An 18,248-nucleotide genomic window follows, 5' to 3' on the forward strand; every position below is an offset into this window, starting at 1 on the left:
AGCGGCGCGGAGAGGATCGCGGCGATCTCGGGGCGGGGCGCGGGGGCGGGGCGCAGACGCCGGTCAGCTCCTTGGCGCGGACGGCCTGGGTGATCCAGGCCCGGTCCAGCACCCGCCGCTCGTCGGCCTCGGCGACCAGGTCCTCGGACTGGTTGTAGTCGCCGTCGGCGGCCTGGACGGCCCACAGGTGAACGGCGACGCCGTGCTCCTTGGCGGCCATCATGCCGGGCAGCAGATCGCCGTCGCCGGTGACCAGGACGACGTCGGAGCAGGCGCGGTTGCGGGCCAGCTCGGTCAGCTCGGCGTGCATGGCGGCGTCGACGCCCTTCTGGGCCCAGCGTCCGTCGCTGCGGGTGAGGGCGCCCAGCCGGACGGTCACCCGGGGCATCACGCGCAGCCGGCGGTGCTCCGGCTGGGGGACCCGGTCGGGGGCGCCGTCGAACCAGTAGATGCGCAGCAGGGGGCGCTCGGTGTCGGACTCCGCGCGTTCCCGCAGGGCCTGGATCAGTGCGGCGTGGTCGACGGTGATCCGGGATCGTGAGGGCTCACCGGCGAGGAGGCTGGCGGCGGCGCCCAGCAGATACCCGGCGTCCACCAGGACGATGCAGCGGTCCACGCGACTCACCCTCTTCCCGGGAGGTTTTGCTTCGGACTTCCTTCGAGTCTGCCCGACCGCGCGGGGGTTAACGGCCCGAACTCGATCTTCGGCGTGGCGTTTCCGGTTCTCGTCCGCCCAGCTGCCCTGTCACAGACGGTAATTATCCGACATGCGCTTGATGTCAGCGTATGTGAATCTGGTCCCGGCCCTGGCCCCTAGATCCCCCACAGGAGGCAGATCACCATGGCCAAGAACAAGAACCGCAAGCAGTCCGGCCCGCAGAACCGCGCTCAGCAGACCGAGCGCGCACAGCGTCCTCCGGCTGAGGAGCACGAGTCGCCGGTGCCGCACATCGAGGGCAGCCCGGCGGATGTCGCTCGCAAGAAGCAGAAGAGCTTCGGTCACAACTAAAGGGCAGTTGAAGCCCACGACGGGCAGTTGACGCCCATGGCGGGCAGTTGAAAGCCCATGGCGGGCAGTTGAAGCCCAGGCACACGCGAGGGGCGCACCCGGTTCGGGTGCGCCCCTTCATGGCGTACGGGCCTCAGCCGGCCAGGCAGGACGGGCCGAGCAGCACCTTCAGGTCGCCGAAGAGCGCCGGGTCGGGCTTGACCCGGTGCCGGTCCAGGCGCAGCACGGTCGTCTTGCGCGGGCCCTGGAGCTTGATCCGGACCTCGCTGTCGCCCTTGTGGTGGCTGAGGATCTCGCCGAGGCGGCTGACCATCGGCGGGGTCACCTTCACGGCCGGGATGGTGAGCACCACGGGCGCGTTGGTGCCCGCGTTGGACAGGTCGGGCACCATCAGTTCCATGGCGACGAGCCGGGGGACGTCCTCGCGCTTGTCGAGCCGGCCCTTGACGAACACCACGGCGTCCTCCACCAGTTGGGTCGACACCAGCTGGTAGGTGGCCGGGAAGAACATGCACTCGATGGAGCCCGCCAGGTCCTCCACGGTGGCGATCGCCCAGGCGTTGCCCTGCTTGGTCATCTTGCGCTGGAGGCCGGAGATGATGCCGCCGATGGTGACGACCGCGCCGTCGGCGTGCTCGCCGCCGGTGAGCTGGGCGATGCCCGCGTCCGCCTTGTCGGACAGCACGTGCTCCAGGCCGAAGAGCGGGTGGTCGGAGACGTACAGACCGAGCATCTCCCGCTCCTGGGCGAGCAGATAGGTCTTGTCCCACTCGTCGTCGCTGAACTGCACGTCGAGGCCGAAGCCGGGCTCGCTGCTGGTCTCCTCGCCCATGCCGCCGAAGAGGTCGAACTGGCCCTCGGCCTCCTTGCGCTTGACCGCGACCACGTTGTCGATCATCGGCTCGTACTGGGCCATGAGCCCCTTGCGGGTGTGGCCCATCGAGTCGAAGGCGCCCGCCTTGATCAGCGATTCGGTGGTGCGCTTGTTGCAGACCACCGCCTCGACCTTGTCGAGGTAGTCGGGGAAGGAGGTGTACTTCCCCTTCGCCTTGCGGCACTTGATGATCGACTCGACCACGTTGGTGCCGACGTTGCGGACGGCGGAGAGGCCGAAGAGGATCACGTCGTCGCCCTGGGCGGCGAAGTTCGACTCCGACTCGTTCACGTTCGGCGGGAGCACCCGGATGCCCATGCGGCGGCACTCGTTCAGATAGACCGCCGACTTGTCCTTGTCGTCCTTGACGGAGGTGAGCAGGGCGGCCATGTACTCGGCGGGGTGGTTCGCCTTCAGGTACGCCGTCCAGTACGACACCAGGCCGTACGCGGCCGAGTGCGCCTTGTTGAACGCGTAGCCGGCGAACGGGACCAGCACGTCCCAGAGCGCCTGGATGGCTTCGTCGCTGTAGCCGTTCTTGCGGGCGCCGGCCTGGAAGATGACGAAGTTCTTCTCCAGCTCCTCGGGCTTCTTCTTGCCCATCACGCGGCGGAGGATGTCGGCCTCGCCGAGCGAGTAGCCCGCGATGATCTGGGCGGCCTTCTGCACCTGCTCCTGGTAGACGATCAGGCCGTAGGTGACGTCCAGGACCTCCTTGAGCGGCTCCTCCAGCTCGGGGTGGATCGGCGTGATCTCCTGCTGCCCGTTCTTGCGCAGCGCGTAGTTCGTGTGGGAGTTCATGCCCATCGGGCCCGGCCGGTACAGGGCCGACACGGCGGAGATGTCTTCGAAGTTGTCCGGCTTCATCAGCCGGAGCAGGGACCGCATGGGGCCGCCGTCGAACTGGAAGACGCCGAGGGTGTCGCCGCGCTGGAGCAGCTCGAAGGTCGTGGGGTCGTCGAGCGGCAGGGAGAGCAGGTCGATGTCGAGGCCCTTGTTGGCCTTCACCATCTTGACCGCGTCGTCCATGATCGTGAGGTTGCGCAGGCCCAGGAAGTCCATCTTCAGCAGGCCGAGCGACTCACAGCTCGGGTAGTCCCACTGGGTGATGGTGACGCCGTCGGTGTGCCTCACCCAGACCGGGACGTGCTCGGTGATGGTCTCGCTGGACATGATCACGCCGGCGGCGTGCACGCCCATCTGCCGCACCAGGCCCTCCACACCGCGCGCGGTGTCGATGACCTTCTTCACGTCCGGCTCGTTCTCGTACATCGAGCGGACCTCGCCGGCCTCGCTGTAGCGCGGGTGGCTGGGGTCGGTGATGCCGGACAGCGGGATGCCCTTGCCGAGGACGTCGGCGGGCATGGCCTTGGTGATGCGGTCGCCCATCGCGTACGGGTAGCCCAGCACGCGCGCGGAGTCCTTGATCGCGTTCTTGGCCTTGATGGTGCCGTAGGTGCCGATCATGGCGACCTTGTCGGCGCCGTACTTCTCGGTCACGTACCGGATCACCTCGACGCGCCGGCGCTCGTCGAAGTCGATGTCGACATCGGGCATCGAGATGCGCTCGGGGTTGAGGAACCGCTCGAAGATCAGGCCGTGCGGGATCGGGTCGAGGTCGGTGATGCCGAGGGCGTAGGCGACGATCGAGCCGGCCGCGGAGCCTCGGCCGGGGCCGACCGCGATGCCCTGCTTCTTGGCCCACATGATGAAGTCGGCGACCACGAGGAAGTAGCCGGGGAAGCCCATCGAGATGATCGTGTCCATCTCGTACTCGGCCTGCTTCTGGCGGTCCTCGGGGATACCGCCCGGGTAGCGGCGCTCCATGCCGCGGCGGACCTCCTCCTTGAACCAGGTGACCTCGGTGTAGCCCTCGGGGATGTCGAACTTGGGCATGAGGTCGCGCTTCTCGAACATGCCGGTGGTGTCCACCATCTCGGCGACGAGGAGCGTGTTGGCGCAGCCCTCCTGCCAGGCGTCCGAGGAGTCGATGGCGTACATCTCGTCCGTGGACTTCAGGTAGTAGCCGGTGCCGTCGAACTTGAAGCGGTCGGGGTCGGAGAGGTTCTTGCCGGTCTGGATGCACAGCAGGGCGTCGTGGGCGCCCGCCTCGTGCGCGTACGTGTAGTGCGAGTCGTTCGTGACCAGCGGCGGGATGCCGAGCTTCTTGCCGATCTCCAGCAGGCCGTCACGGACCCGGCGCTCGATCTCGATGCCGTGGTCCATCAGCTCCAGGAAGTACTTGTCCTTGCCGAAGATGTCCTGGTAGTCGGCGGCGGCCTTCAGAGCCTCGTCGAAGTGGCCGAGGCGCAGCCGGGTCTGCACCTCGCCGGAGGGGCAGCCGGTGGAGGCCACGATGCCCTCGGACCACTGGGCGATGGTCTCCTTGTCCATCCGGGGCCACTTCTGCAGCCAGCCCTCGGCATAGGCGTCGGAGGAGAGCCGGAAGAGGTTGTGCAGGCCGGTCTTGTTCACGGCCCACATCGTCTTGTGGGTGTAACCACCGGAACCGGAGACGTCGTCCCGCTTCTGGTGCGGCTGGCCCCAGAGGATCTTGCGCTTGTTGCGCCGGGACTCGGGGGCGACATAGGCCTCGATCCCGATGATCGGGGTGATTCCGGCCTTCTTCGCGGAGTGGAAGAAGTCGTACGCCCCGTGGAGGTTGCCGTGGTCGGACATGGCGATGTGCGTCATGCCCATCTCGTTGCACGCGTTGAACATGTCCTTCAGCCGCGCGGCACCGTCCAGCAGCGAGTACTGGGTGTGGACGTGCAGGTGCGTGAAGGGCGGCTTTGACACGGTGAGGCCTCCGGGGGAAACACTCGGCGACGGCTTGCGGACGGTTCTGGGGGTCAGCGTCGAAGTCTATGCCTCGCCACTGACACCCGGGATGAACACTGTGGCGCGAAGCGCCTCGATGAAGGGTGGCGGCCGGGCGACGGGCGGGCACCTCCGCGTACCTTCGTGCGTTGGAAACGACAGAAACGCTGTCGTACAGGCAATGCACCAGGAGGCACCCCGCGATGTCGGTCCCCCAGCTCGACGAGGAGCAGCGCGGCGAGGAGATCCTCGCCGTCTTCGACACCGCCTTCGGCCGGCTCCTGGCCGCCGACCCGGCGGCGTTCCGGGTGAAATTCCGGAAGATGGCGGCTTCCGCCTTCGCGTTCTACCGGGGCACGGCGGCCCTCTTCTACCACGACCTCGACGCCGAGCGGCGCGGCGGGCCCTACCTGGACGAGCGCACCTCGCGCGTGTGGATCCACGGCGATCTCCACGCGGAGAACTTCGGCACCTACATGGACTCCAACGGCCGCCTGGTCTTCAACGTCAACGACTTCGACGAGGCCTACGTCGGCCCCTTCACCTGGGACCTCAAGCGGTTCGCGGCCTCCGTCGCGCTCATCGGGTACGCGAAGGCGCTCAGCGACGCGCAGATCACCGACCTGGTCACGGTCTACGCCGCCGCCTACCGCGAGCGCGTCCACGCCCTGGCCACGGGCGCCAAGCGGGACGAGGTGCCGCCGTTCACGCTGGACACCGCGCAGGGTCCGCTGCTGGACGCGCTGCGTGACGCCCGCGCCCTGACCCGCTTCGGGCTGCTGGAGTCGATGACCGAGATCCGCGACTTCGAGCGCCGCTTCGCCCCGGGCGGCGGCTCCATCGAGCTGGACGCGGCCACCCGCTACAAGGTCCTGGCGGCCTTCGACGGCTACCTGGAGACCCTGCCGGACTCCTCCCTGGCCCGCCCGGACTCGTACCGGGTGAAGGACGTCGTGGGCCGCCGGGGCATCGGCATCGGTTCGGCGGGCCTGCCGTCGTACAACATCCTGCTGGAGGGGCACAGCGACGCCCTGGAGAACGATGTCGTGATCTACATCAAGCAGGCCCAGACCCCGGCCGTCTCCCGGCACATCACGGATCCGGCCATCGCGGAGTACTTCCAGCACGAGGGCCACCGCACGGTGATCTCCCAGCGCGCCCTGCAGGCGCACGCCGACCCGTGGCTCGGCTGGACCGAGCTGGACGGCGCGGGCCAGCTGGTGGCCGAGGTCTCGCCGTACGCCGTCGACCTGGACTGGGACGACATCGACGACCCGGAGGAGATCGCGGCCGTCGTCGCCGACCTGGGCCGGGCCACCGCCACCATGCACGCGGCGGCGGACGACACCTCCGGCGAGTCCCTGGTGCCGTTCTCCACCGAGCGGGCCATCGACGCGGCCATCGCGGCCGACGAGGAGGGCTTCGCGCCCCTGCTGGTGGACTTCGCGCACGCCTACGGCGCACGCGCGCGTGCCGACCACCAGATCTTCGTCGATCTGTTCCGCAACGGCCGGATTCCGGGGCTGTAGCCCGCCCGGATTCACAGGCACCCTTTAGGGGTCCCTTACTCGCGTACGTGACAGACTCTCCTCTCGCTATGGACATATCCGGGACTCAGCTCAGAGCCGTGCGCGCGGCGCTGTTCACGGCGTTCGTCGTGGCGCTCAGCACCGCCTCGCACGTGCTGCTGTCCCATGCCCCGCTGCCGCTGGCGACCGTGGGCGCGGTCGCCGCCGGGGTGTTCGTCACCGCGTACGCGCTGGCGGGCCGGGAGCGGGGTTTCGGCCGGATCGCGGCCCTGCTGATCCCGCTGGAGCTGGCCGCCGACACGGTGTTCACCACCGGTCAGCACGCCTGCTACGGCCGGGCCGGCGGCCCGGTCGCCGGTCCGCTGCGGGCCGTCGGCCTGAACGTGCTGTGCGAGGGCCGGGTGGGCACCCCGCTGGCCCAGATGACCGGCGGCCCCGAGCGCGCCGGAGCGCTGCTGGCCCACGCCAGCCCGGCCGCCGCCTGGCTGCTGCTCGCCGCGCACATCGGCGTGGGCCTGCTCGCCGCCGCCTGGCTGCGCCGGGGCGAGCGGGCACTGACCCAGCTGCTGCGCGCGGTCGCCGCCACCACCTTCCGGCCCCTGCTGCTGGCGGTGGCCGCGGTCGCCGTACGGCCGCTCCCGGCCCGCCGGCCGCCCCGCCCGGCCCCGCGCCGGGCCGCCGCCCGCGACCGGATCCTCGTGCACTCCCTGGGACGGCGGGGACCGCCGTGCTCCCGCCCCGCCGGCTCCGCGCTCGCCTCCGCCCTCGCCTGAGCGACGGCCCCGCGCGGCGGACGGCAGCTGAGTACGACCAGTCCCCCACACGTATCCCGCGTACGACATGTGCGCGTCCCACATGGAGATCACCACGATGAGCAAGCGGAACAGCCAGGCGGCGAAGACGGCGGCCCGGGAGCGGCTGCGCCAGGAGCGCGAGCGGCAGGCCAAGCGCGAGAAGGTCAGGCGGCAGCTGGTCGTCGCCGCCTCGGTGGTCGGCGTCCTGGCCGCGGCCGGCGGCATCGGCTACGCCGTCGTCCAGGCCAACAAGCCGAGCTACTGGGAGGGCCTGGAGGACGCCAAGGTCACCGCTCCGGCCCACACCACCGGCAAGGACGGCACCACGGTCGTCATCGGCAAGGACAGCGCCAAGAAGACCCTGAAGATCTACGAGGACCCGCGCTGCCCCGTCTGCGCCCAGTTCGAGCAGACCGTCGGCCCGACCGTGGAGAAGGACCTCGACAAGGGCAAGTACAAGATCCAGTTCGTGGGCGGCACGTTCCTCGACGGCGACGCGCTGGGCAAGGGCAAGCTGGGCAGCAACGGCGAGGGGTCCAAGAACGCGATGAGCGCCATGGGCGCCGCGCTGAACGTGAGCCCCGAGGCGTTCCTGGAGTACAAGGCCGCGCTCTACTCCGCCAAGTTCCACCCGCTGGAGACGGACGACAAGTTCAAGAGCGACGACTACCTCATCGAGGTGGCCGACACCGTCCCGGCGCTGAAGAACAACGCGAAGTTCCGGAACGCGGTGACGAAGGGCACCTACGACGCCTGGGCGCTGGCCATGTCGAAGAGCTTCGACACCAACAAGGAAGGGGTCACCGGCACCCCGAGCTTCGTCATCGACGGCAAGAAGCTCACCGCCGACAGCCAGGGCAACCCGCCCATGTCGGTGGCCGACTTCAACCGTGTGGTGGACGCGGCGCTCAAGGCGTAGGCCGCCCGGGCCGTGGGTGCCCGAGGGTTGGACACCCACGGCCCGGACCCCCAAGACGCAAGGCCGCGCCGGCATGTAACGATCCGTCGGACAGTGGGCGAACTTTTCCGAGATCGCCCACTGACGATCGTACCGATCAGTAACCTGATCGTTCGTGACCAGTCGATACAGATCAGCCGAGGCCCCCGAGGGCCTCGGCTCGCTTTTGCCCCGCCGCCGTACGGTCGTCAAGGCCGCGGCGGCGACCGCTGTCCTGGCCGGCCCGCTGGCCGCCGCGCTGCCGGCCCGCGCCGCCACGGACGCCCCCGCCTTCCTGCACGGCGTCGCCTCCGGCGACCCGCTGCCCGACGGCATCCTGCTGTGGACCCGCGTGACCCCCACCCCGGAGGCGCTGCCGGGCTCCGGGCTCGGCCCGGACACCGAGGTCAGCTGGGTCGTCGCCCGCGACAAGGCGTTCACCAGCATTGTCGCCAAGGGGTCCACCACCGCGACGGCCGCCTCCGACCACACCGTGAAGGCCGACATCCGCGGTCTGGAGCCGGCCACCGACTACTGGTTCCGCTTCTCGGCCGGCGGCACCGACTCCCCGGCGGCGCGCACCCGCACCGCGCCGGCGGCGGACGCGGCCGTGCCGGGGCTGCGCTTCGGCGTGGTCTCCTGCGCCAACTGGGAGGCGGGCTACTTCTCCGCCTACCGCCACCTCGCCGCACGCAACGACCTCGACGCCTGGCTGCATCTCGGCGACTACATCTACGAGTACAAGTCCGGTGAGTACGGCACCCGCGGCAAGGTCGTGCGCCCGCACGCGCCGGCGAACGAGATCCTCACCCTCGCCGACTACCGGATCCGGCACGCGAAGTACAAGACCGACCCGGATCTCCAGGCGTTGCACCTGAAGGCGCCGGTCATCGCGATCTGGGACGACCACGAGTTCGCCGACAACACCTGGTCGGGCGGCGCGGGCAACCACACCGAGGGCGCCGAGGGCAGCTGGGCCGCCCGCCAGGCCGCCGCCAAGCAGGCCTACTTCGAGTGGATGCCGGTCCGCCCGGCCGTCGCCGGGACCACCTACCGGCGGCTGCGCTTCGGCAAGCTCGCCGACCTGTCGCTGCTGGACCTGCGCTCGTTCCGCTCCCAGCAGGCGTCCACGGCGAGCGGCTCGGTGGACGACCCGGACCGCACGCTCACCGGGCGCGCCCAGCTCGACTGGCTGAAGGCGGGTCTGAAGACCTCCGACACCAGGTGGCGGCTGGTCGGCAACTCCGTGATGATCTCGCCGTTCGCCGTCGGCTCGCTCTCCGCCGACCTGCTGAAGCCGCTCGCCAAGCTGCTCGGGCTGCCGCAGGAGGGCATCGCCCTCAACACCGACCAGTGGGACGGCTACACCGACGACCGCCGCGAACTGCTGGCCCACCTGCGCGCCAACGCCATCGGCAACACCGTCTTCCTGACCGGTGACATCCACATGGCGTGGGCCAACGACGTGCCGGTGGACGCGGGCACCTACCCGCTGTCGGCGTCGGCGGCCACCGAGTTCGTGGTGACCTCGGTGACCTCCGACAACCTGGACGACATCATGAAGGTGCCCGAGGGCACGGTCTCCGCGGTCGCCGCGCCGGTCATCAAGGCCGCCAACCGGCACGTCCACTGGGTGGACACCGACCGGCACGGCTACGGCGTGCTGGACATCACCGCCGAGCGGGCGCAGATGGACTACTACGTGCTGTCCGACCGCGCCGATGCGAACGCCACCTCCCGCTGGCTGCGTTCGTACCGCACCCGCAGCGGCACGCAGAAGGTCGAGCGGGCCTACGACCCGGTGTAGCCGCTCAGTCGAGCGTGTCGAGGAAGCCGAGCGCCACCCGCCAGGTGGCCTCGGCGGCCTCGGCGTCGTAGTCCGGCAGCCCGGGGTCGGTGTACAGGTGCCCGGCCCCGGCGTACCGGTAGACCTCCACGTCGGCGCCCGCCCGGCCCATCTGCAAGTACCAGGCGCTCAGCCAGTCGTCCGTCTCGAACGGGTCCGGCTCCGCCACGTGCAGCTGCACCGGCAGCTCGTCCACGTGCGCGTTCGGCGCGATGTCCGACGTGCCGTGCAGGAGCAGCAGCCCGCGCGCCTTGTCGTCGCCGAGGGCGAGGGTCTGCGCGACGGAGGCGCCGAGCGAGAACCCGGCGTACACCAGCCCCCGGTCGGAGTACGGCGCCGCCGCCAGCACGGCCCGCTTCAGCAGTTCCTCCTTGCCGATCGCCTCCTTGAACTCCATGCCCTCCTCGACGGTGTCGAACGTGCGTCCCTCGAAGAGGTCCGGCGTCCACACCTCGTGGCCCGCCGCGCGCAGCCGGTCCGCGGCCTCGCGCACCGCGGGCCGCAGCCCGTAGGTCGAGTGAAAGAGCATGATGTTCATGAGGCCATGGTGCCAGCCGGGCCCGCCGGGGCCGTAGCCCGGCCGTACCCAGGCACGTTCCGAAGTCACATGTTCATGCCCCGCCGAAGCCGGTTACGTTCGGAAGCATGGAGACCATACTCCGCCCCGTGATCGTGGTCGGCGCTTCCGTCGTCCTGACCGTGCTCATCGGCTGGGCCACGGACCTGCTGCTGCGCAAGGCCGACGAGCGGCACAGCGAGACCCCGCTGTGGGGTCTGCTGCGGCGTGGCCGCGTGCCGTACCAGCTGGTGCTGTGCGCGGCCCTGCTCAGAGGCTCCTACGACCAGGCCGAGCTGCTCCAGGAGCACCGGACCGGCGTCGGCCGGACGCTGACCCTGGTGCTGATCGGCGCGGCGGCCTGGCTGGTGATCCGGATCGCGGCGGCCATCGTCGAGACCACGTACACCCGCTACGCGCGCGCCCACCACGACCCCGCCCGGGTCCGGCGGGTGCGCACCCAGGTGACGCTGATCATGCGGGTGGTGGCCGCGATCGTCGGTGTGGTCGCCGTGGCGGCGATGCTGCTGACGTTCCCGGCGATGCGCGCGGCGGGCGCGTCCCTGCTGGCCTCCGCCGGGGTCCTCGGCATCGTGGCCGGTGTCGCGGCCCAGTCGACGCTGTCGAACATGTTCGCCGGGCTGCAGATCGCCTTCGGGGACATGGTCCGGATCGGCGACACGGTCGTCGTGGACGGCGAGTGGGGCACGGTCGAGGAGATCACCCTGACCTTTCTGACGGTACGGACCTGGGACGAGCGCCGGATCACCATGCCGGTGTCCTACTTCACCTCCAAACCCTTCGAGAACTGGTCCCGCGGCACCCCGCAGATGACCGGGATCGTCTACTGGCACCTCGACCACGGCGCGCCGCTGGAGGCGATGCGCGAGAAGCTGCGGGACATCCTGCGCGCGTGCCCGGCCTGGGACGGCCGCGCGTGCAGCCTTCAGGTGACGGACACCACGCCGAACACCATCCAGGTGCGCGCCCTGGTGACGGCGAAGGACGCGGACGACATCTGGACGGTCCGGGTCACGGTCCGCGAGGAGATGATCACCTGGCTGTCCGCGGAGCACCCCTACGCGCTGCCCCGGGTGAACACCGCGGACGCGGTGCTCCCGCCGCACCGCATCCCGTCCCCCGACGGCGCCGCCCTGCGCCGGGCCTACGACTTCCCGCGCACCGGCCGGGGCTGACGGGCCGGCGGCCGGCCGGTGCTCAGTGGCCTCGCTCGGCGCCCCCGTTCACCTGGATCACCTGCGAGGTGATGTGGCCGGCGGCGGGCGAGGCCAGCCAGTGCAGGGTCCCGGCCACGTCTCCCGGTATGCCGGCGCGACCGGTCGAGGTGTCGGCGACGAGCCGCTGCCGCCGGGCGTCGTCCATGGTGTCCCCGAAGAACTCGGTGTCCTCGACATAGCCGGGGGCGACCACGTTCACGGTGATGCCGCGCGGGCCCAGCTCCCGGGCCAGGTCGTGCGCGTAGGGATGCAGCCCGGCCTTGGCGGCCGCGTAGGCCCCCGTGCCCGAACCCCGGTAGGCGGCGATGGAACTGAGGAACAGCACCCGCCCGCCGGGCTCGGCGAGGCGGCTCTTCAGCGCCTCGGTGAGGAGCGCGGCGGTCAGGGCGTTCTGCCGGAAGGTGACGGTCCAGGCGTGGGCGACCCGGTCCAGGGGGTCGTCGCTGCCGGCCGGGGGCTCCAGGTATCCGGCGCCTCCGGCACTGTTCACCAGCACGTCGACGGTGCCCAGCTCCTCGGCGACGAACCGGGCGACGCCGCGGACCTGGTCGGGCTCGGAGAGGTCGGCGGCGTAGGTGAGCGCCCCGGGCACCCCGGCCTTCTCCAGGACCTCGGGGCGCCGCCCGAGCAACAGCACACGGTCCCCGTCCGCCGCGAACGCCTGCGCCGTCGCCAGCCCGATGCCCGTACCGCCGCCACTGATCACGATGTTGCGAGTCATGATCCGAGAGTACGAGCGCGGTCCGGGCGGTGCCGGGAGTTGTCCACAGGGTCGGCACATTTGTATGACTGGTGGGGCACATATGGCCGCGCCGCCCACCGCGGGCAGGCCCGGACGGCCGTACCGCTCAGCGCGGGCAGGCCCGGACGGCCGTACCGCCCACCGCGGGCGGACCCGGACGGCCGTACCGCTACCGCAGGCTGCGGACATCCAGGTGCCGTAGCACCCGGTCCACGATCTCCGGATCCGCCCCGGGCTCGCTGCGCGCCGCCAGCACCTCGTGCCGCGCGGCGCTGAGCATCTCGTTCTGGATGCGCCGGACCCGCTTGATCCGCTTGGCCCGCTGGTGCTGCGCCTCCCGCCGCTCCTCCTCCCCCATGTCCGGGCTGATCCGGATGCCGATGTCGAAGGCCCGCCGCAGCATCTGCTCGGACAGCTCCTCGGGCAGCTCCTCCACCTGCTCGATCTCCCGCAGCCGGCGCTTCGCCGCCTTCGCGGCCCGCACCGCCAGTTCCTTCTCGAACTCCTTCTCCCGCTCCGAGTCGGCGCGCACCCCGAGCCGTTTCACCAGCCACGGCAGCGTCAGCCCCTGCACCACCAGCGTGGCGATGATGACCCCGAAGGCGATGAAGACGATCTCGTCCCGGTCCGGAAACGGAGACCCGTCCTCCGTCCGGAGCGGCACGGCCAGCGCCAGCGCCACCGAGGCCACCCCGCGCATCCCGGACCACCACATCACGACGGTCTCCCGCCAGCTCACCGGGATCTCCTCGTCGTAGTCCCGGCGGGCGTGCAGCCGCTTGGTCAGCCAGGTCGCCGGCAGCAGCCACAGCAGCCGTACGACGACCACCACGCCCACGACGGTCGCCGCCAGGCCGAGCATCTCGCCCCACCGCCCCTGGGCCGTGCGGATCGCGTTGTGCAGTTCGAGACCGATGAGCCCGAAGGCGACGCCGGTGACGAGGGTGTCGATGATGTCCCAGAAGGTGTGCCCGGCGAGCCGGGTCATCACGTCGTCGGCGTCGGTGGCGTACTCGGCGAGGAAGAGCGCCGTGGTGAGCACGGCGAGCACACCGGAGCCGTGCAGCCGCTCGGCGAGCACGTAGGAGGCGTACGGCACCAGCAGGGTCATGCCGATCTGCAGGGTCGGATCGCCCAGCAGGTCCATCAGCTTGTTCGCGCCCCAGCCCAGCGCCAGGCCGACGGCCACCGCGACGACGGCGGACAGCACCAGGTCGAGACCGGCCCGCCAGGGCGAGAAGGCGCCGCTCACGGCGGCGGTGATCGCCACGTGGTACAGCACGATCGCGGTCACGTCGTTGAAGAGCCCCTCGCCCTCCAGGATCGACACCAGGCGGCGCGGCAGCCCCAGCTGCCCCGCGACGCTGGTCGCGGCGACCGGGTCGGGCGGCGCGACCAGGGCACCCAGCGCGACGGCGGCGGCCATCGGCAGCCCGGGCACGATCGCGTGCGCGACGAACGCCACGCACACCGTCGTCACGAACACCAGGGCCACGGCCAGCAGGAAGATCGGGCGGACGTTGGCCGCGAACTGCCGCCACGAGGTGCGGCGTACGGCGGCGTAGAGCAGCGGCGGCAGCAGCCCGGGCAGGATCAGTTCAGGCGGGATGTCCACGTTGGGTACGAATTCGACCACCGCCAGCACCCCGCCGAACAGGGTCATCAGCACCGGCGCCGGCACCCCGAACCGGTCCCCCAGCGGGACGCTCACGAGCGCCCCGAGCAGGAGCACGAACAACAGAGCCAGCTGATCCACGGAGGCGCTCCGGTGGTTGACGATCACACGGCAGACCTCAAGTCTGCCACCGCGACCTGCGGATTCCCCCCGATCGGCTTCGTGCACCCGGTGTGTTCGCATACACTGCACGCCCACCACGGGCGGGGGTGGAGAGGATCCGTCAACCTCCTTGTGTCCACGTAGGATTGACGCTCTCTCACAGCGGACATCGAACTCGCCGATCTGTTCGCCTCGCTGCGATCCGAGATCGAGGCCGCCCGTGCCCAGGCCAAGGACGAGGACGCCCGGTTCCGGATCGAGTCCGTCGACCTGGAGCTGCACGTCGCCGTGAAGAAGACGAAGCAGGCCGAGGGCGGCGTGAAGTTCTGGGTGCTCTCCGGGGGGTCTCCGGCGGGTCCAAGAACATGGCGACGCCCACTACGTGCTGAAGAAGCTGCTCACCCGCGACGATCTGACGCCGGCCGAGCAGCGGGCGGTGGTGCGCACCACGCTCCGGTGGCTGGCGGCGCACCAGGGCACCGAGCAGGCGGCGCACGTCCTGGGACCGCTCAACGCGTCGTCGTGGCCCGCACCGCTGGGCACCCACATGCCGCAGTTCAAGTCCCGCCTGGTCCTCAGGGCCCTGCTCGCGAGGGAGCAGCTCTCGGCGGACCAGGCGCGGCAGGCGGGGGTCCATGCGCTGAAGTGGCTCCGCGCGTACGAGGGGCGTCTCGTCGCCGCCGCGTCGAAGGGGCACGGGCAGGAGATTGTCGAGCTGCTGCTCGCGCGCGCCGACACCGACGCGGACACGGCCGAGCAGGCACGGCGCTTCGCGACGCTGCTCGACCGGGCCGGGTGAGCCACGGCGCCGGCCCGGACCACCCCGGGCCTCGCCTCGCGTGCGTCGTTTCACCCCGGCCTCGCCGCGGGCGCATCGGTCACCCGGCTTCGCGTCGCGTCGGCCGCGCCGGGCCTCCCGAGCCGCGCCGCTACAGGGCTCGGCGCATCGCCCGGTGGGGTATGCCCGCGTCCGGGAACTCCGGGCCGTACGCCGCGTAGCCCAGCCGCTCGTAGAAGCCCAGGGCGTGGGTCTGTGCGTGCAGGTCCACCGCCGTGAGGCCCCGCGCGAGGGCCGCGTCCTCCAGGGCGCGCACCAGGGCCGCGCCGACGCCGAGCCCGCGCGCCTCGCGGGAGACGGCGAGCCGCCCCAGGGAGCCCACCGACGGGTCCCCGCCGGTCTTGGCGACCGCCGCCTCGCCGTGCAGCAGCCGCCCGGTGCCCAGCGGCAGCCCGTCCTCGCGCACCGCCAGCACATGCACGGCCACGGCGTCGTAGGCGTCGTACTCGATGTCCTCGGCGACGCCCTGTTCGACCACGAAGACCTCCTTGCGGACCGCGAAGCAGGCCGCGCGGTCGGCGGGGTCCTCGGCGACCCGGACGGTGCAGGGCGCGCTCACGCCCATGTCTCCTCCCGGACCTGGTCGAGGGCCTTCTGCAGGTCCTCGGGGTAGTCGCTCTCGAACTCCACCCAGCTGCCGTCCCCGGGGTGCTCGAAACCGAGCCGTACGGCGTGCAGCCACTGGCGGGTCAGGCGCAGCCGCTTGGCGAGGGTGGGGTCGGCGCCGTAGGTGAGGTCGCCGACGCACGGGTGGCGGTGGGCGGCCATGTGGACGCGGATCTGGTGGGTGCGGCCCGTCTCCAGCTTCACGTCCAGCAGGGAGGCGGCGCGGAAGGCCTCGATGAGGTCGTAGTGGGTCACCGACGGCTTGCCGTCGGCCGTGACGGCCCACTTGTAGTCGTGGTTCGGGTGGCGGCCGATCGGGGCGTCGATGGTGCCGCTGGTCGGGTCCGGGTGGCCCTGGACCAGGGTGTGGTAGCGCTTGTCGACCGTGCGCTCCTTGAACTGGCGCTTGAGCGACGTGTACGCGTACTCCGACTTGGCGACCACCATCAGGCCCGAGGTACCGACGTCCAGGCGGTGCACGATGCCCTGGCGCTCGGCGGCGCCGGAGGTGGAGATCCGGTAGCCGGCGGCGGCCAGACCGCCGATGACGGTGGGGCCGGACCAGCCCGGCGACGGGTGCGCGGCCACGCCGACCGGCTTGACGATCACGACCACGTCATCGTCGTCGTGCACGATCTCCATGCCCTCGACCGGTTCGGCGACGACCTGCACCGGCGCGGGCGCCTGCGGCATCTCGACCTCCAGCCAGGCGCCGCCGCGCACCCGCTCGGACTTGCCGACCACCGCGCCGTCGACCTGGACCTTGCCGGCCGCGGCCAGCTCCGCCGCCTTCGTGCGGGAGAAGCCGAACATGCGGGAGATGGCGGCGTCGACGCGCTCGCCCTCCAAGCCGTCGGGCACGGGCAGGGTACGGATCTCGGGAATCGTGCTCACCCGTCGAGTATGCCGGACGGGCCGGACGGCTCCGCACGAGCCTGTGGAAAACCCGGGGTCAGTCCTTGTGGACGGTGCCGTCGGGGTCCAGGCCGCGGAAGGACAGCAGCACGATCAGGATGCCGCCGCACACGATCGCCGAGTCGGCGAGGTTGAAGACCGCGAAGCCCTTGGGCGCGATGAAGTCCACGACCTCGCCCTCGAAGACGCCCGGCGCCCGGAAGATCCGGTCGGTGAGGTTGCCGAGCGCACCGCCGAGCAGCAGGCCGAGCGCGACCGCCCAGGGGAAGCTGTACAGCTTGCGGGCCAGCCGGATGATCACCACGATCACGGCCGCGGCGATCAGTGTGAAGATCACCGTGAAGGCCGCGCCGAACCCGAAGGCGGCACCGGGGTTGCGGATCGCGTGCAGTTCCAGCAGGTCGCCGACGACCTGGATCGGCGCGTGGCCCTCCAGCCGGGACACCACGAGCAGCTTGCTGATCAGGTCGAGGGCGTACGCGAACGCGGCCACCGCGAACAGCACGGCGATCCGGCGTCCTCGGCCGGCCCGCCGCGCCGGGCCGTCCTGCCCGCCCGCGCCGGACGCGCCGGGCTCCCCGGACGGACCGGTCGCGCCGGAGCCGGCGGGTGCTCCGGCCGTCGCCGTCTGTTCGCCGTCGTCGTCCGGGGTGTCCGGCGTACCGATGATGCGCTCCGCCTCTGCCACGTGAGTCCCTCAACCTAGGTGCCTGACTGAGGACGAGACTACGGCACGCCCCGAGGGCCCCTCACGCTCAGGATCGACGTTCCTGCTTCTGCTTGCACTCCACACACAGCGTGGCCCTCGGGAACGCCTGCATCCGCGCCTTGCCGATGGGGTCGCCGCAGTTCTCGCACAGGCCGTAGGTGCCCGCGTCCAGCCGTTCCAGGGCGCGCTCGGTCTGGGTCAGCATCTCGCGCGCGTTGGCGGCCAGCGCCAGCTCGTGCTCGCGCGTGATGTTCTTGCTGCCGGTGTCGGCCTGGTCGTCGCCGGCGCCGTCCCCGGAGTCCCGCATCAGCCCGACCAGGGACGCCTCGGACGAGTCCAGCTCCTCCTGCAACCGCTGCATCTCGGACTGCAGCTCCGCGCGGGCCTCGGCGACCTCGTCCGGGGTCCAGGGGTCCTCGCCGGGGCGCACCGCCAGCTCGCCGGGCTCCGCCGCGGCGACGCGTGCTTTGGGAACGGCGGTCTGCGCCGCCGTGGCCGTGCCAGGAGTCTTCTTCGCAACCACTGTCGTGGCTCCCGTCTGCTTCGCGGCCCGCGCCGCGCCCGCTGTCGTGGCCGTGCTCTTCTCGGCCGCCGCCCGCACCGCGGCCTTGTCGGCGGCTGTCTTCCCGGTGGCGGCCTTCCGGGCGGCGGTCTTCCTGCCGGCCGTTTCCTTGACGGCCGCCTTCTTGGCGGCCGTTTTCTTGACAGCCGTGTCGTCGGCGGCGGTCCTCTTCGTGACCGCCTTCTTCGCTTCCGCCTTCGCGGCTGGGGCTGTCCTCTTCGCCACCGCCTCCTTCTCGGCCGTCTTCCCGGCCGCCGGCTTCTTGACGACCGTCTTCCCGGCCGTCGCCTTCTTGACAACCGTTTTCCCGGCCGCCGCCTTCTTGGCGACCGCCTCCTCGGCTGCGGTGTTCTTGGCTGGGGTCTTCTTGGTGACCTTCTTGGCGGCCGTCTTGGTGGCGACCGCATCGGCGGTCACCGTCTTCTTGGCGGCGGTCTTCTTGGCCGCCGCCTTCGTGACAGCCGTCTTCGTGGCAGCCGTCTTCGTGGCAGCCGTC

General features: G+C 71.0%; 15 protein-coding genes and 2 pseudogenes. 8 read left to right on the forward strand and 9 right to left on the reverse strand.

Translation table 11 applies throughout. The features are described from left to right. A pseudogene (locus CCN44_RS26570) lies at window positions 1–616 on the reverse strand (NYN domain-containing protein); the annotation flags it as partial. A 225-nt stretch (window positions 617–841) separates the two neighbouring features. Between CCN44_RS26570 and CCN44_RS45165 the strand changes: the two are divergent. Next, the gene (locus CCN44_RS45165; protein WP_167404031.1) at window positions 842–1,009 is read left to right on the forward strand and encodes a hypothetical protein; all 168 of its coding nucleotides are present in this window, start codon (window positions 842–844) and stop codon (window positions 1,007–1,009) included. 133 nt (window positions 1,010–1,142) lie between these two features. Here CCN44_RS45165 and dnaE read toward each other — a convergent pair whose 3' ends face one another. Continuing rightward, the gene (gene dnaE, locus CCN44_RS26575; protein WP_059248812.1) at window positions 1,143–4,682 is read right to left on the reverse strand and encodes a DNA polymerase III subunit alpha; all 3,540 of its coding nucleotides are present in this window, start codon (window positions 4,680–4,682) and stop codon (window positions 1,143–1,145) included. 224 nt (window positions 4,683–4,906) lie between these two features. On the opposite strand from dnaE, the gene CCN44_RS26580 reads away from it, so the two are divergent. From CCN44_RS26580 to CCN44_RS26595, 4 genes are all read left to right on the forward strand, one after another. Then, entirely contained in the window at window positions 4,907–6,232 is a 1,326-nt protein-coding gene (locus CCN44_RS26580; RefSeq protein ID WP_059248813.1) for a DUF2252 domain-containing protein, read from the forward strand. A 68-nt stretch (window positions 6,233–6,300) separates the two neighbouring features. Next, window positions 6,301–7,005, forward strand: coding sequence for a hypothetical protein (locus CCN44_RS26585; RefSeq protein ID WP_059248814.1), 705 nt, complete (start codon window positions 6,301–6,303; stop codon window positions 7,003–7,005). Between the two features lie 97 nt (window positions 7,006–7,102). Next, on the forward strand, window positions 7,103–7,945 hold the full coding sequence (locus tag CCN44_RS26590; protein ID WP_059254920.1) for a thioredoxin domain-containing protein: 843 nt from the start codon (window positions 7,103–7,105) through the stop codon (window positions 7,943–7,945). A gap of 154 nt (window positions 7,946–8,099) precedes the next feature. Further along, window positions 8,100–9,770 (forward strand): alkaline phosphatase D family protein, encoded by a 1,671-nt coding sequence (locus CCN44_RS26595; RefSeq protein WP_086700209.1) that lies wholly within the window; start codon window positions 8,100–8,102, stop codon window positions 9,768–9,770. 4 nt (window positions 9,771–9,774) lie between these two features. Here the strand turns inward: CCN44_RS26595 and CCN44_RS26600 are convergent, their stop codons facing one another. Then, window positions 9,775–10,347 carry a dienelactone hydrolase family protein gene (locus CCN44_RS26600; protein WP_059254921.1) on the reverse strand — a complete coding sequence of 191 codons (573 nt, stop codon included), beginning with the start codon at window positions 10,345–10,347 and terminating at the stop codon, window positions 9,775–9,777. Between the two features lie 107 nt (window positions 10,348–10,454). Here CCN44_RS26600 and CCN44_RS26605 point away from each other — a divergent pair, with 107 nt between their 5' ends. Beyond that, on the forward strand, window positions 10,455–11,561 hold the full coding sequence (locus CCN44_RS26605) for a mechanosensitive ion channel family protein (RefSeq protein ID WP_059248816.1): 1,107 nt from the start codon (window positions 10,455–10,457) through the stop codon (window positions 11,559–11,561). A 22-nt stretch (window positions 11,562–11,583) separates the two neighbouring features. Here the strand turns inward: CCN44_RS26605 and CCN44_RS26610 are convergent, their stop codons facing one another. Next, window positions 11,584–12,324, reverse strand: coding sequence for an SDR family NAD(P)-dependent oxidoreductase (locus CCN44_RS26610; protein WP_059248817.1), 741 nt, complete (start codon window positions 12,322–12,324; stop codon window positions 11,584–11,586). 190 nt (window positions 12,325–12,514) lie between these two features. Next, a complete protein-coding gene (locus CCN44_RS26615; RefSeq protein WP_059254922.1) occupies window positions 12,515–14,101 on the reverse strand; it encodes a Na+/H+ antiporter in 1,587 nt (528 codons plus the stop codon). 189 nt (window positions 14,102–14,290) lie between these two features. Here CCN44_RS26615 and CCN44_RS47890 point away from each other — a divergent pair. Beyond that, a pseudogene (locus CCN44_RS47890) lies at window positions 14,291–14,455 on the forward strand (trypco2 family protein); the annotation flags it as partial. A 49-nt stretch (window positions 14,456–14,504) separates the two neighbouring features. Then, window positions 14,505–14,921: a hypothetical protein gene (locus CCN44_RS26620; protein ID WP_086700213.1), complete on the forward strand. Its 417-nt coding sequence runs from the start codon at window positions 14,505–14,507 to the stop codon at window positions 14,919–14,921. 130 nt (window positions 14,922–15,051) lie between these two features. On the opposite strand, the gene CCN44_RS26625 is transcribed toward CCN44_RS26620, so the two are convergent. From CCN44_RS26625 to CCN44_RS26640, 4 genes are all read right to left on the reverse strand, one after another. Next, a complete protein-coding gene (locus CCN44_RS26625) occupies window positions 15,052–15,525 on the reverse strand; it encodes a GNAT family N-acetyltransferase (protein WP_086700216.1) in 474 nt (157 codons plus the stop codon). Continuing rightward, entirely contained in the window at window positions 15,516–16,460 is a 945-nt protein-coding gene (locus tag CCN44_RS26630) for an RluA family pseudouridine synthase (protein ID WP_059248819.1), read from the reverse strand. Before CCN44_RS26630 ends, CCN44_RS26625 begins: the two co-directional genes overlap by 10 nt. 58 nt (window positions 16,461–16,518) lie before the next feature. Next, window positions 16,519–17,169 (reverse strand): signal peptidase II, encoded by a 651-nt coding sequence (lspA, locus tag CCN44_RS26635; protein WP_086700219.1) that lies wholly within the window; start codon window positions 17,167–17,169, stop codon window positions 16,519–16,521. A 67-nt stretch (window positions 17,170–17,236) separates the two neighbouring features. After that, a partial coding sequence (locus tag CCN44_RS26640; protein WP_244203969.1) for a TraR/DksA family transcriptional regulator occupies window positions 17,237–18,248 on the reverse strand: 1,012 nt, incomplete at its 5' end.

This window comes from Streptomyces tricolor, assembly GCF_002155905.1.
Taxonomy (GTDB): Bacteria; Actinomycetota; Actinomycetes; order Streptomycetales; family Streptomycetaceae; genus Streptomyces; species Streptomyces tricolor.

Coding starts and splice junctions, on each gene's coding strand:
- CCN44_RS45165 (WP_167404031.1), top strand. CDS start 842: ATGGCCAAGAACAAGAACCGCAAGCAGTCCGGCCCGCAGAACCGCGCT.
- CCN44_RS26580 (WP_059248813.1), top strand. CDS start 4,907: ATGTCGGTCCCCCAGCTCGACGAGGAGCAGCGCGGCGAGGAGATCCTC.
- CCN44_RS26585 (WP_059248814.1), top strand. CDS start 6,301: ATGGACATATCCGGGACTCAGCTCAGAGCCGTGCGCGCGGCGCTGTTC.
- CCN44_RS26590 (WP_059254920.1), top strand. CDS start 7,103: ATGAGCAAGCGGAACAGCCAGGCGGCGAAGACGGCGGCCCGGGAGCGG.
- CCN44_RS26600 (WP_059254921.1), bottom strand. CDS start 10,347: ATGAACATCATGCTCTTTCACTCGACCTACGGGCTGCGGCCCGCGGTG.
- CCN44_RS26605 (WP_059248816.1), top strand. CDS start 10,455: ATGGAGACCATACTCCGCCCCGTGATCGTGGTCGGCGCTTCCGTCGTC.
- CCN44_RS26610 (WP_059248817.1), bottom strand. CDS start 12,324: ATGACTCGCAACATCGTGATCAGTGGCGGCGGTACGGGCATCGGGCTG.
- CCN44_RS26625 (WP_086700216.1), bottom strand. CDS start 15,525: ATGGGCGTGAGCGCGCCCTGCACCGTCCGGGTCGCCGAGGACCCCGCC.